This is a genomic window from Acinetobacter sp. SW-226 (genome assembly GCF_055632855.1).
This window is the reverse complement of record NZ_CM145752.1, coordinates 3,370,721-3,383,323: the sequence shown is the minus strand read 5'-3', so window position 1 is coordinate 3,383,323 and position 12,603 is coordinate 3,370,721. Positions and strand designations below refer to the sequence as shown.

The window sequence follows — 12,603 nt, the reverse complement described above, 5'->3', positions numbered from 1 at the left end:
CTTATTCTTTCAATATTTCAATTATTCGCTGGTTACACGATTCACTTCTTGTAAGGAAGTGACCCCCTGCATAACCTTGAGTAAACCTGAACGACGTAAATTGTTAAATCCTAATTTTGCTGAAGCTTCTGCAATCTGTAAGGCATTGCCGTCTTCCATAATAATTTTTGAAATTTCTGATGTAACCTTCATAACTTCATAAATGCCGACACGACCTTTATAACCTTCACGACATTCAGCACATCCTACAGGCTGATAAACTTTGAAGTCTGGGTCTTTGATATCTTCTACGGTAAAGCCCATTTCGAGTAAACTTTGTTCAGGAATGTCAGTAGGTGTTTTACATTGATTGCATAAACGACGTGCCAAACGTTGAGCGATTACAAGGTTGACAGAAGTGGCAATATTAAATGATGGCACCCCCATGTTGCGTAATCGTGTCAGGGTTTCAGGGGCACTGTTAGTATGCAGTGTCGACATCACCATATGACCTGTCTGCGCAGCTTTAATGGCAATTTCTGCTGTTTCAAGATCACGTATCTCACCGACCATTACAATGTCTGGATCCTGACGCAGAAAGGACTTGAGTGCGGCTGAGAAAGTGAGGCCGACTTTATTATTCACGTTGACCTGATTAATGCCTTCTAAGTTAATCTCAACCGGGTCTTCGGCAGTTGAAATATTCGTATCTTCTTTATTTAAAATATTCAAACCCGTATATAAAGATACCGTTTTACCTGAACCTGTTGGACCTGTAATCAGTAGCATGCCTTGTGGTTTGTCCAAGGCTTGCATAAAGAGTTCTTTTTGATCAGGTTCATAACCTAATGCATCAATCCCCAACATAGCGCTAGATGGATCAAGAATACGCAGTACCAGCTTCTCACCAAATAAAGTCGGCAGAGAGTTGACACGGAAATCAATCGCTTTGCTTTTTGATAGCTTTAATTTAATACGCCCATCTTGAGGAACACGCTTTTCGGAAATGTCCATTTGAGACATGACCTTCAAGCGCGAGGCAAGACGTGTTGCGAGCTGTAGTGGTGGACTGGCAATATGACGAAGTACACCATCGACACGATAACGAACGCGATACGATTTTTCATAAGGTTCAAAATGTAAGTCTGAGGCGCCCATACGAATCGCATCAATTAATAATTTATTGATGTATTTAACAATCGGTGCTTCATCTTCTTGAGGTGAATCATCATCATCGTCATTTGAATTCTGATGATCCTGATCTAAGTCTAAATCAATGTCTTCATCGGAAAATTCGAAACTATCTGCTTGGGCAAAATTTTGTTCGATAAGTTTTTCCAGTTGTGGGTATTCAACAATAATCGCCTCAATGTTCATTTTAGAGTTGAAGCGAATTGCATCCATGGCATCCATATTGGTCGGATTGCTGGTTGCGAGATAAAGGATATTACCGCGGCGGAAGATGGGTAGGATACGGTGTTTAGTGATGAGTTTATCTTCAACTATATCTCGCAGAATTTGAGCCGAGTCATAAACACTTAAGTCAAAAACAGGTTCACCAAACTCCAAAGAAATCGTTTCAGCAATTACATTTGGGGAGAGTTTATAATTTTCGATCAGATAAGGAACAATATCTTGTTGAGCCTTTTTGGCAGCAAGCATCGCCTGCTGCATATTTTCAGCAGTCATGCGTCCGTCTTCGACTAAGCGTCGAATAAAGCCTGTGAATTTAGGCAAACCATTTGATACTGACATTCCCCAAGTCCTTAACTTCTCAATTGTTTATAATTGGTATCGTAAAATTATACTTTTGTTGCACAAAAATACCATATCTGAAAGTGTTGTCACCACCTTAATATCGATTAAAAGCATGAACTGGTCGTAATAGCAGGCGGTTTTTTTTACAAAATGCTCTTTGTTTTGATCGGTGTAGTTTCCATCAAAGAATAAATTCTGGAAGAAAACTATCTTTGAAAAATAAATAACGTGTAGAATGAGGCCGTTTTAATGAACTGTTTTGAATAGGGTGCTGTATGTCGGGTTCGACGATTAAGCCATGGGTTGTCGGCAATTGGAAGATGAACCCAATGCAGGCAGATGCCAAGCAATTGCTTCAAGAATTTAAACAGCTCTTGCAAGAGAAAGAAATAGCACAAGAAAAATGTAATATTGGCATTGCACCTGTTGCAATCGCACTGGGCGCAACACAAGTTGAGCTTGCGAAAGCTGTACGCCCAGTTTTTACCGTAGCTCAAGATGTTTCACGTTTTGCCCATACTGGTGCATATACAGGTGAGGTGAGTGCAGAGCTACTGAAAGATAGCCAAATCGAATATGTTTTGGTGGGGCATTCGGAGCGCCGTGAATATTTTGCGGAAACCTCTGCTGTTTTAAATGCCAAAGCACAAAATGCATTAAATGCTGGTTTGACTGTCATTTACTGTGTAGGTGAAAGTCTAGAACAACGTGAATCGGGTCAGGCTGAAGTTGTTGTTTTACAACAAATTTGTGACTTGGCTAGTGTGGTGGTGGCGGAACAGTGGCAAAATATTGTGATTGCTTATGAGCCGATTTGGGCGATTGGCACAGGCAAAACTGCATCGCCAGAAGATGCACAGGCCATGCATGCAAAAATCCGTGAAGGTTTAACCCAAATTACCTCGTATGGCGCAAGCATGGCCATTTTATATGGTGGTAGTGTTAAAGCTGAAAATGCAGTAGAGTTAGCGGCTTGTCCAGATATCAATGGTGCGCTCGTCGGTGGGGCATCTTTAAATGCAACGTCTTTTTATAAAATTGCCGAAGCATTTGCAAATACAAAATAATTAGGAGTTCAGCATGCAAACTTTTGTGCTGGTAGTACATATTATCTTAGCTGTGTTGATGATCGTGCTGATTTTAGTCCAGCATGGTAAAGGTGCAGATGCTGGCGCTTCGTTTGGTGGTGGCGGTGCGGCAACTGTATTTGGTGCATCGGGTTCAGGGAACTTCTTGACACGATTAACAGCGATTTTAACGGCATTGTTTTTTGTCACCAGTTTGACATTGGCCGTGTTTGCTAAAAAGCAAACTACAGATGCATACAGCCTAAAGTCGGTACAAACGACAACTTCTGTACCTGCGCAATCGAATGAAACTTCACCAACTGCACCGAAAACAAGCGAATAATTGGAATTAGTCCTTTCTTTTTTGTGGCGATGCTACTAGAATGCGTCACAGCTGCGGTGGTGGTGGAATTGGTAGACACGCTACCTTGAGGTGGTAGTGCTTTCGGGCGTGGGGGTTCAAGTCCCCCCTTCCGCACCAACTTATGAATCCAGAAGATTAAGTTGGTGTATGCAGCAAATCTGTTGATGCGGGATGGAGCAGTCTGGTAGCTCGTCGGGCTCATAACCCGAAGGTCGTTGGTTCAAATCCAGCTCCCGCTACCAATCTTATTTTAGAGGCAAACTAAAGTAAGTGGTTTAAGTGATTAAACCAAGAATATTTTTGCATGTTGATGCGGGATGGAGCAGTCTGGTAGCTCGTCGGGCTCATAACCCGAAGGTCGTTGGTTCAAATCCAGCTCCCGCTACCAATTTGATTTAGGTGCAACTAAATCAAAGCAAGTATGAAGTATTTAGATTGAAAAATAGTTCATATTTGTATATAATTTTTGCACGTTGATGCGGGATGGAGCAGTCTGGTAGCTCGTCGGGCTCATAACCCGAAGGTCGTTGGTTCAAATCCAGCTCCCGCTACCAAGTTTCTAAAAGAGGCTCACAACAAGGTGGGCCTTTTTGCACAGTGGATATTGATTTTCTGTGCAATAATTGGGGCGATTACGCCCTTTTTTATTGGCTATCGTGTAGTGTCGATGTGCGCCGGATACGGTGAAAGTCAAAGTGTCATGTTCCACTACTACTATAGTTTGTATTGGTTTGTAGTGGTCAGTTTCGGCCATTGAATCGCACAAAATTGACGAGAGTAAATGAAGCTATCAAATAAAACCCAAGCACTCCAAGACTTAATTGCTCCTGCAGTGCAAGCCTGTGGTGTGGATCTTTGGGGAATTGAATTCCTTCCTCAAGGCAAACGTTCTTTATTGCGTATTTATATCGACAAAGCGGTCGATGAACATGCAGAACCTGTTATCAATGAAGATGGTGAGCTTGAACAAGGGCGCGGTATTGGTGTTCAGGACTGCGTACGCGTGACTCAACAGGTCGGTGCAATGCTCGATGTGCATGATCCAATTTCAGGTGAGTATGCGCTTGAAGTATCTTCACCAGGTTGGGATCGTCCATTTTTCCAACTTGAACAATTACCAGCATATGTTGGTCAACAAATTGCGTTCCGTTTGATCAGTGCAGTTGATAATCGTCGTAAATTCCAAGCAAAATTGGTTGCTGTAGATCTTGAAGCAGAAATGATTCAAGTTGAAGTGGAAAAGCAACAAGTACTTGAAATTGATAGTAATAATATTGATAAAGCCAATTTGGTCTATCAAGATTAATTCATTTAATAAATAAGAATCTGAACGAAATAGGTGGCTTATGGCACGTGAAATTCTTACCGTCGTTGAAACGGTTAGTAATGAAAAAGGTGTAAGTCGTGAAGCGATTTTCGAAGCCTTGGAACAAGCGCTTGTTGCTGCGACTAAAAAGAAGTTCTACGAAGGAACAAACTCTGAAGAAGCGCAGCTTCGTGTAGAGATTGATCGTAAAACGGGTGAATATAGTACTTTCCGTCAATGGACCGTAGTTGCGGATGAAGATCATGAAATGCCTGCGTGCCAAGACGCCATTTCAGATGTTGATCCAGCAAAATGGTCGATCGGTGATGTACGAGAGCTTGAAGTTGAGTCAATTGACTTCGGTCGTATTGCAGCACAAATTGCGAAACAAGTGATTGTTCAGAAAATTCGTGAAGCAGAGCGTGCGTTGATTGCAGATGCGTATGAGTCGAAAGTGGGCGAGTTGATCTACGGTGAAGTGAAAAAGCAGACCAAAGATGGCTTTATCATTGATCTTGGTGACAATGCAGAAGCGTACCTTGCACGTGAAGAAATGATTGCAAAAGAAATTTTGCGTCCAAAACAACGTGTAAATGCGATTTTGTTTAATGTGAACCGTGAAGGTCGTGGCGCACAGCTTCAGTTATCTCGTGCCAAGCCAGAAATGCTCATCGCGTTGATGAAAAAGGAAATTCCTGAAATTTCTGAAGAAATCATCGAGATTAAAGCAGCGGCGCGTCAACCGGGCGTTCGTGCTAAAATCGCTGTGAAAACCAACGATCATCGTATTGATCCGGTGGGTGCATGTATTGGTATGCGTGGTACACGTATCCAAGCAGTTCAGCAAGAGTTGAACGGTGAGCGTATTGATGTAGTGGTATGGTCTGATGATCCTGCTCAGTATATTGCGAGTGCTTTAGAGCCAGCAGATGTATCGGGTATCGTGATTGATGAAGAAGAACGTACAGCTGACATTATTTTCGCAACCAGCGATCAATTAGCGCGTGCGATCGGTTCTCAAGGTCAAAATGTTCGACTTGCATCTGAATTGACCGGTTATAAACTGAACATGATGCTTGAAGAAGAGTATCATGCTCGTCAGCAAAACGAAGCTCAACAATACCTAGACTTATTTGTATCACGTTTAGATATTGAAGAAGATTTGGCAATGGCTTTGGTTGAAATGGGCTTCACTTCTTTGGAAGAGATTGCTTATGTTCCGGCTGAAACATTTGACGAAATTGAATTAGATGCTGAAGTGGTTGAATTACTTCAAGGCCGCGCAAAAGAAGTTGCATTGGCTGATGCATTGAAACAGCAAGAAAACATCCAAGATCCAAGTGCAGAACTCGTTGCAATGGAAGGGATGACACAAGAGATTGCATATGCACTCGCAGCACGTGGTGTAATCACGATTGATGACTTGGCTGACCAAGCGACTGACGATATTTCAGATATTGAAGGTTTAGGTGCAGAGAAAGCGGGTCAACTTATTATGAAAGCGCGCGAATCATGGTTTAACTAGGAGATCATACATGACGGACAAGACGATACAAGAGTTAGCTCTCAGCGTGAACCGCCCTGTTGAGAAGCTCCTAGAGCAGGTTCGTGATGCAGGTTTACCACAGCGTAAATCGGACGATATTATCTCTACTGAACAACAAGATGCCCTCGTGCACCATTTGAAGAAAATTCATGGTCAAGACGATGGTCAGGCAGGAAAAATCACGTTGAAACGTAAAACGACCAGTACGGCTAAAGTAGCCAGTACATCAGGTAAGGCGAAAACAATTAATGTAGAAGTTCGCAAGAAGCATACATTTACTAAGCCAGATCCAGAACAAATTAAAGCAGAAGCTTTGGCGAAAGCACAAGCTGAGCAACAAGCGCGTGCAAACGTACAAGCTATGGTTGAACCAAAAGCTGAAACGCCAGTTGTAAATAAAGCAGCTGCAAACTTTGAAGCAATGCGTGCTGCTGCTAAGCAAGAAACGACGAAGCAAGAAGTCGCAAAAGCAGCAGTTGTGGTGAAACGTAAATCAACCAATAAACCTGTGGTTAAAGCACAAGTTAAAGTGATTGAAACACCAGAACAGAAAAAAGCGCGCGAAGCTCAGGCAGCTCAACTTAAAGCAACTGAAGAAGCAGCTCGTCGTAAAGCAGCTGAAGAAGCACAGCAACGTACACTTGAGCAAATGCGTCAAATGGCGTCTAAATACTCAAATGAAGATGCAACAGCAACGATTCGTGTCGTGGATGATTCTCCACTTGCAGCGGGTCTTGTTGGTCAAGCATATGAAGATTCATTTGCCAAAGAAGACCGCGATATCAAACGTGGTACCAATACACCAGGTGCGCGTGCACCGAAGAAAGGTGGTCGTCGTGGTGAAGAACAGTCTTTCCGTGACAACACGCATAAACGTGGTTTAAAAACCAGCCAAGCAAACAAGCATGGCTTTGAAAAACCAGTTAAAAAACAAGTTTATGATGTTGAAATTGGTGAAACAATTGTGGTTGCTGACTTGGCTGCGAAAATGGCAGTTAAAGTACGCGAAGTGATTAAGTCGCTCATGAAAATGGGTGAACTTGTAACTCAGAACCAAGCGATTGATCAAGAAATTGCAGCGTTGATCGTGGAAGAAATGGGCCATAACCCAGTTCTTGTATCGGATACACAAGCTGAAGATAACTTACTTGAAGCAGCAGAAGAAGCACGTGGCGCTCAAACGACTCGTCCTCCTGTTGTAACTATCATGGGTCACGTTGACCATGGTAAGACATCATTGCTTGACCGTATTCGTCGTTCAAAAGTGGCAGCTGGTGAAGCGGGTGGTATCACTCAGCACATCGGTGCATATCATGTAACGACTGATAAAGGCATTATCACATTCTTAGATACTCCGGGACACGCAGCATTTACTGCAATGCGTTCACGTGGTGCGAAATCGACAGACATCGTGGTATTGGTTGTTGCGGCGGATGATGGTGTAATGCCACAAACAGCTGAAGCGATTGATCACGCACGTGCTGCCGGTACGCCAATTATTGTTGCAATCAACAAAATGGATAAAGAGTCTGCTGATCCAGACCGCGTATTGAATGAATTGACTGTGAAAGAAATCGTTCCTGAACAATGGGGCGGTGACGTTCCTGTTGCAATGGTTTCAGCACATACAGGTCAAGGTATTGATGAGCTTCTAGATATTATTTCAATCCAAGCTGAATTACTTGAGTTGAAAGCATCTGAAGAAGGTGCTGCTCAAGGTGTCGTGATTGAAGCACGTGTAGACAACAGCCGTGGTGCGGTCACGTCTATCCTTGTTCAAAACGGTACATTGAAAGTGGGTGATCTGGTTCTTGCGGGTGCATCTTATGGTCGCGTACGTGCGATGACAGATGAAAACGGTAAACGTATTCAATCTGCAGGTCCTTCAATTCCAGTTGAAATTTTGGGTCTTCCAGAAGCACCGATGGCGGGTGATGAAGTTCTTGTTGTGAATGACGAGAAGAAAGCACGTGAAGTTGCGGATGCGCGTATGGATCGTGAACGTCAAAAACGTCTTGAGCGTCAAAGCGCAATGCGTCTTGAAAATATCATGGCGTCTATGGGCAAGAAAGATGTGCCTATCGTCAATGTCGTATTGAAAACTGATGTACGTGGTACATTGGAAGCATTAAACGTTGCTCTTGCTGACCTTGCAACAGACGAAGTTAAAGTCCGTGTCATTGGTTCAGGTGTTGGTGCGATCACTGAATCTGACGTGACACTAGCTGAATCTTCTGAAGCAGTTCTTCTTGGCTTTAACGTACGTGCGGATAACGCAGCACGTCAAAAAGCAGATGCTGACGGCATCGACATTCGTTACTACTCAATTATCTATCAATTGATTGATGATGTGAAAGCAGCGATGAGCGGTAAACTTGCACCAGAACACCGTGAAACAATTCTAGGTGTGGCTGAAGTACGTGAAGTGTTCCACTCAAGTAAGTTTGGTGCTGCAGCAGGCTGTATGGTACTTGAAGGTGTATTACACCGTAACAAACCAATTCGTGTCCTTCGTGATGACGTGGTTGTGTTCCAAGGTGAGCTTGAATCACTTCGTCGTTATAAAGAAGTGGTTGAAGAGGTTCGTGCTGGTATGGAATGTGGTCTTGCGGTGAAAGGTTATAAAGACATCAAAGCACTAGATAAGATTGAAGTGTACGATGTTCAATTGATCAAACGGAGTCTTTAATGGCGGGTAGTCAACGTCTTAAGCGTATGGCGGATACAGTACAACGAGAGTTGTCTGAATTGATCCGTCAAGAGCTGAAAGATCCACGCTTAGGTGGTCTTGTGACCATCTCTGCGGTGAAAGTAAGTCCAGACTTAGGTTATGCTGAAGTGTATGTGACTGTAATGGGTCGTGAGCTTGGCGATGAGCAAAGTGAGGCAGCAAATAAAGAAACACTTGATGTGTTAAACAAAGCATCTGGTTTCTTGCGTCATGAACTCAGCCGTCGTATTAAGACACGTATTACACCGCGTTTACGTTTCCATTACGACAAAACCAATGCATATGGTAACTATATGTTTGGTCTGATTGCAGAAGCAGTGAAGGATTTACCTGCTGACGAAGCAAAAAAAGATGATGAGTAATTCAGTTTAACTGAGCATAAAAAAGCCACCCGAGGGTGGCTTTTTTATTTGCTTCATTTACATTTACAAATTGAATGAGTCAGAAATACCGAGTGTGGCCGTGATTTCTATGTTACTGAGAAAGATCATCATTATGCTGCTTTTGGAAAGCCCTACGGCGCGTGCGTTGCCAAGGTAAGGGGCGATTTAAAGCTTCTGGTACATCACCACTGAGTGAGCGTAAACGTAAATGCAATGCTGCTTGTGCCATTAAGTTAGCAGATACTGGCGCAGTCAAAAATGCAAATAAGGTGAGCAATAGTTCAGGAAAACCAAAGCGACCTTGAAATGCAGAATAAATCATGGCAGCAATCAAAAAACTGCCCAAGCCAAGCGTACTTGATTTTGTGGGTGCGTGAAGACGCATGAATAAGTCGGGTAGGCGTACCATTCCAATCCCTCCAACCAGCATGAAGAAAGTGCCGATCATGAGAAAAATTGAAACCAGAATTTCCATTGTGAGTTGCATCTATATCGCTCCTAGTCAATCACATGACCTGAGGTGAAGTAGCGTGCTAAAGCGGCTGTAGATACAAAGCCTAACATCGCAACCAATAGCGCACCTTCAAATAATGAGGTGCTGGCCCAGTAAATGCCTAAAATGATAATCAAACAGGTGGCATTTAAAAATAAGGTATCGAGTGCTAATAGTCGGTCCACGATGGATGGGCCAATGATTAAACGAATCAAGCACAGCAGCATTGAGATCGTGACGGCAATTAAACAGATGCCGAGAGCATACGGTAAAATAGTCATGCATTATCTCCTGCTTGAACACCAAAAATTTGCATCAACGGTTTTTCATAGCGCGCTTTAATATTTTGGATTTCGGCATCAGCATCATCAGTGCTGAGTGCGTGGACCAAAATATCCCCACGATCTTGGTCAATCCCTGCTGAAACGGTTCCAGGCGTTGTGGTAATAATCATTGCCAATAGTGTATTGACTTCCTCATGCTGCGTTTCAAGCGGAACACGAAACCATTTGGGTTGTAGACGATCAATCGGCCCTAGAACTTGTTTTGCCACGGTAATATTGGACATCACAATATCGTAAAGTACGACAAAAAGTAGTTTAACTGCTGATTTCCATTCAATATTTGGCGTATATGCAATGAAAGGTTTAATGAAACGTGGAATAAAGATACCGAGTAAAACTGCCATGACTAAACTCGCTACTTCAACACTATGCGCCAGCATTAGCCAACTAAGTGCAACCACAACCGAAACAAAAGGGTGAGGAAGCCAGCGTACTAGAAAAGAAGTCTTTTTCATGTTTAAGGCTCCACCGTAGGTTCTAGTCGTTCTGTGTTTGGTTGCTCTTCAGCCTGATGCTGCTGTTGCATTTGACGCTGTTTGTATTCAGAAATATGTTCACCTTCCAGTGTTTCTTCCGAAATTAAATATGGAATCAAATGTGCATTTGGATCCACGCGTTCGCCACCATATTTGGTTTCAGGTAAATTTTCACTATCGAACGGTTGTACGCTAATGGTTTGCCCATGCTCATCGGTTTTAAGCAAAGTTTGTTCATAGAGCGCATTATTTTGGATTTGCATAGCGGTTTGGTAAGTGTACTTCTGAATTGGACTTGCAAAGACCATATAGCCAATTAAACTGACCAATAAAAGATAAATGGTTTTGTCATTGCGTTTTGGTGCTTGCTCAGGCAAGGCTTGATAGGTGGTATAAGTAGGCTCGATAGGGTTATCTTCAGGCTTTGTTGCACGCCAGAACAGAATAAAACCCACGCGAGTAAAGGCGATAATGCTGAGTAAGCTGACGACCAAAACCGTCAAAATGATCAACAACTGATAAGGTGAATTAGAGGTTGCTTGTAATATAAAAACCTTACCTAGGAAGCCACTAAATGGAGGCAAACCAGCCATCATCAAAGCAATTGTAAAGTAGGTAATAGAGAGTATCTTCTGCTGTTTCATTTGAGGTGCGATTTTAAAGTGGTCTTTAAATTCACCGCGTTGTGAAGTAATCCAACCACTTAAAATGTAAAACGCTGCTGCAATAATAGTACTGTGTACCAAATAATACAGTGCCGCTGCCCATGCCAAAGTATTGAATAGGGAAATGGCGATTAAAATCGTGCCTACAGAAGACAAAATCATAAAGCCAATGAAACGACGTAAGCGTTCCGCACCCATCGCACCAATCACACCATAGACAGATGTAATCAAACCAATTGGTAATAAAATGTATTGCAGAATTTCACGACTAATTGCATCGTCAAATACGGTGCCGTTGACACGTAAAATGGCATAAATACCGACTTTGGTCATGATGGTGAACAGAGCCGCCACAGGCGTCGTTGCCACCGCATAGGTTTTGGGTAACCAAAATCCGACAGGTAGCATGGCTGCTTTAATGCCAAAGACTGTAAACAACAATAGCCCACCTGCAACCGCGATACGGTGTTGATCGGCTTCTAATACAGGCATCAAACGTGCAACATCCGCCATATTGAGGCTGCCGACACTGCCGTAAATCATGCCAAGGCCAATCAGAAATAGGGCTGATGCCAACAGGTTAATGGTGACGTAGTGAATGCCCAGTTGAAAACGCGCTTTGCCTTGACCATGCAGTAACAAGACATAAGAGGCCATCAACAAAATTTCAAAGAACACGAACAGGTTAAATAAGTCGCCTGTCAGGAAAGCGCCTGTGAGACCCATCAGCAGGAAATGACACATGGCATGAAAGTAACGTCCACGCTCATCCCATTCTTTACTGGCAAACCACATTACAGGAACTGCCAAAGCATAGGTTAAGACCAACATGAGTGCAGACAATTGATCGAGGACCAAAACAATACCAAACGGCGCTGCCCATTCACTCAGGTTGTAAACGCTGATTTGCCCTGAGCTTGCAAAGATCAGATAGTTGGCTGCGGTGAATAAACCGAGCAAACCTGAAGTATAACTGATACCCCGACGCCAAGGTTGTCGCCAATCTTGTGCTAAAGAACCTGATCCCGGATTACCCAATAACACCAACACAAAAGCGGTAAGGGCAGGGATTAGAATACTAAAAATTGGGGTGTGTTCGGTCCAAAAGTGGATGAAGTCATTCATTATGGCTCATCCTCACGTGGGTCAATTTGTGGTATTTCTTCTTTAGAGTCAACGTGGTCGGTTCCTGTTTCATAGCGACTGCGTAAGGCCAGTTGTACAATAAAAGCAGTGGTGGCAAAGCCAATCACAATTGCGGTTAACACCAAAGCTTGCGGAAGGGGATCGGTTGCTTTGCTGGCTTCGGTGAGTACCGCAGGCGCATTGATTTGGAGTCGGCCCATAGCAAATAAAAATAAATTGACGGCATAGCCAATCATGGCAAGCCCAAGCACCACAGGAAAGGTACGAGCACGTAAAATCAGATAAATACCTGTTGCAGTCAATAGACCAATAGCGGAGGCAAGTAACAATTCTAAACTAATCATA

General features: G+C 43.1%; 12 protein-coding genes and 4 tRNA genes. 10 read left to right on the top strand and 6 right to left on the bottom strand.

From position 1 onward, the window contains the following. Positions 1-21: 21 nt before the first annotated feature. A complete protein-coding gene (pilB, locus tag ACZ8ZH_RS16035) occupies positions 22-1,734 on the bottom strand; it encodes a type IV-A pilus assembly ATPase PilB (protein ID WP_119064159.1) in 1,713 nt (570 codons plus the stop codon). A 278-nt stretch (positions 1,735-2,012) separates the two neighbouring features. Between pilB and tpiA the strand changes: the two genes are divergently transcribed. The 10 genes from tpiA to ACZ8ZH_RS15985 all read left to right on the top strand — a co-directional run bounded on the left by tpiA (position 2,013) and on the right by ACZ8ZH_RS15985 (position 9,113). Further along, positions 2,013-2,804 carry a triose-phosphate isomerase gene (tpiA, locus tag ACZ8ZH_RS16030; protein WP_119064157.1) on the top strand — a complete coding sequence of 264 codons (792 nt, stop codon included), beginning with the start codon at positions 2,013-2,015 and terminating at the stop codon, positions 2,802-2,804. A 13-nt stretch (positions 2,805-2,817) separates the two neighbouring features. Beyond that, positions 2,818-3,147, top strand: coding sequence for a preprotein translocase subunit SecG (gene secG / locus ACZ8ZH_RS16025; RefSeq protein ID WP_119064155.1), 330 nt, complete (start codon positions 2,818-2,820; stop codon positions 3,145-3,147). 53 nt (positions 3,148-3,200) lie between these two features. Continuing rightward, positions 3,201-3,285: transfer RNA gene (locus ACZ8ZH_RS16020), tRNA-Leu, on the top strand. 48 nt (positions 3,286-3,333) lie between these two features. After that, positions 3,334-3,410, top strand: a tRNA-Met gene (locus ACZ8ZH_RS16015). A gap of 69 nt (positions 3,411-3,479) precedes the next feature. Continuing rightward, positions 3,480-3,556 (top strand) — tRNA-Met (locus ACZ8ZH_RS16010). Between the two features lie 89 nt (positions 3,557-3,645). After that, a tRNA-Met gene (locus ACZ8ZH_RS16005) sits at positions 3,646-3,722 on the top strand. A gap of 227 nt (positions 3,723-3,949) precedes the next feature. Then, on the top strand, positions 3,950-4,474 hold the full coding sequence (gene rimP, locus ACZ8ZH_RS16000; protein ID WP_086209693.1) for a ribosome maturation factor RimP: 525 nt from the start codon (positions 3,950-3,952) through the stop codon (positions 4,472-4,474). Positions 4,475-4,514: 40 nt separating this feature from the next. Continuing rightward, positions 4,515-5,999 carry a transcription termination factor NusA gene (gene nusA, locus ACZ8ZH_RS15995; protein WP_086209692.1) on the top strand — a complete coding sequence of 495 codons (1,485 nt, stop codon included), beginning with the start codon at positions 4,515-4,517 and terminating at the stop codon, positions 5,997-5,999. A gap of 10 nt (positions 6,000-6,009) precedes the next feature. Then, positions 6,010-8,709 (top strand): translation initiation factor IF-2, encoded by a 2,700-nt coding sequence (gene infB / locus ACZ8ZH_RS15990; protein WP_119064154.1) that lies wholly within the window; start codon positions 6,010-6,012, stop codon positions 8,707-8,709. Then, positions 8,709-9,113, top strand: coding sequence for a ribosome-binding factor A (locus ACZ8ZH_RS15985; protein WP_086209690.1), 405 nt, complete (start codon positions 8,709-8,711; stop codon positions 9,111-9,113). The genes infB and ACZ8ZH_RS15985 overlap by 1 nt, the downstream gene beginning before the upstream one ends. 112 nt (positions 9,114-9,225) lie before the next feature. On the opposite strand, the gene ACZ8ZH_RS15980 is transcribed toward ACZ8ZH_RS15985, so the two are convergent. The 5 genes from ACZ8ZH_RS15980 to ACZ8ZH_RS15960 are packed head-to-tail and all read right to left on the bottom strand — an operon-like array spanning position 9,226 to position 12,602. Next, positions 9,226-9,621, bottom strand: coding sequence for a Na+/H+ antiporter subunit G (locus ACZ8ZH_RS15980; RefSeq protein WP_086209689.1), 396 nt, complete (start codon positions 9,619-9,621; stop codon positions 9,226-9,228). A gap of 11 nt (positions 9,622-9,632) precedes the next feature. Beyond that, complete coding sequence (locus ACZ8ZH_RS15975) at positions 9,633-9,908, bottom strand: monovalent cation/H+ antiporter subunit F (protein ID WP_086209688.1); 276 nt, start codon at positions 9,906-9,908, stop codon at positions 9,633-9,635. Beyond that, positions 9,905-10,426 (bottom strand): Na+/H+ antiporter subunit E, encoded by a 522-nt coding sequence (locus ACZ8ZH_RS15970; RefSeq protein WP_086209687.1) that lies wholly within the window; start codon positions 10,424-10,426, stop codon positions 9,905-9,907. The genes ACZ8ZH_RS15975 and ACZ8ZH_RS15970 overlap by 4 nt, the downstream gene beginning before the upstream one ends. A 2-nt stretch (positions 10,427-10,428) precedes the next feature. Then, on the bottom strand, positions 10,429-12,237 hold the full coding sequence (locus tag ACZ8ZH_RS15965; protein ID WP_119064152.1) for a monovalent cation/H+ antiporter subunit D: 1,809 nt from the start codon (positions 12,235-12,237) through the stop codon (positions 10,429-10,431). Next, a complete protein-coding gene (locus tag ACZ8ZH_RS15960; protein ID WP_086209685.1) occupies positions 12,237-12,602 on the bottom strand; it encodes a Na+/H+ antiporter subunit C in 366 nt (121 codons plus the stop codon). The genes ACZ8ZH_RS15965 and ACZ8ZH_RS15960 overlap by 1 nt, the downstream gene beginning before the upstream one ends. Position 12,603: the final 1 nt, after the last annotated feature.

Coding starts and splice junctions, on each gene's coding strand:
- infB (WP_119064154.1), top strand. CDS start 6,010: ATGACGGACAAGACGATACAAGAGTTAGCTCTCAGCGTGAACCGCCCT.
- tpiA (WP_119064157.1), top strand. CDS start 2,013: ATGTCGGGTTCGACGATTAAGCCATGGGTTGTCGGCAATTGGAAGATG.
- ACZ8ZH_RS15970 (WP_086209687.1), bottom strand. CDS start 10,426: ATGAAAAAGACTTCTTTTCTAGTACGCTGGCTTCCTCACCCTTTTGTT.
- ACZ8ZH_RS15985 (WP_086209690.1), top strand. CDS start 8,709: ATGGCGGGTAGTCAACGTCTTAAGCGTATGGCGGATACAGTACAACGA.
- nusA (WP_086209692.1), top strand. CDS start 4,515: ATGGCACGTGAAATTCTTACCGTCGTTGAAACGGTTAGTAATGAAAAA.
- ACZ8ZH_RS15980 (WP_086209689.1), bottom strand. CDS start 9,621: ATGCAACTCACAATGGAAATTCTGGTTTCAATTTTTCTCATGATCGGC.
- pilB (WP_119064159.1), bottom strand. CDS start 1,734: ATGTCAGTATCAAATGGTTTGCCTAAATTCACAGGCTTTATTCGACGC.
- ACZ8ZH_RS15965 (WP_119064152.1), bottom strand. CDS start 12,237: ATGAATGACTTCATCCACTTTTGGACCGAACACACCCCAATTTTTAGT.
- ACZ8ZH_RS15975 (WP_086209688.1), bottom strand. CDS start 9,908: ATGACTATTTTACCGTATGCTCTCGGCATCTGTTTAATTGCCGTCACG.
- ACZ8ZH_RS15960 (WP_086209685.1), bottom strand. CDS start 12,602: ATGATTAGTTTAGAATTGTTACTTGCCTCCGCTATTGGTCTATTGACT.
- secG (WP_119064155.1), top strand. CDS start 2,818: ATGCAAACTTTTGTGCTGGTAGTACATATTATCTTAGCTGTGTTGATG.
- rimP (WP_086209693.1), top strand. CDS start 3,950: ATGAAGCTATCAAATAAAACCCAAGCACTCCAAGACTTAATTGCTCCT.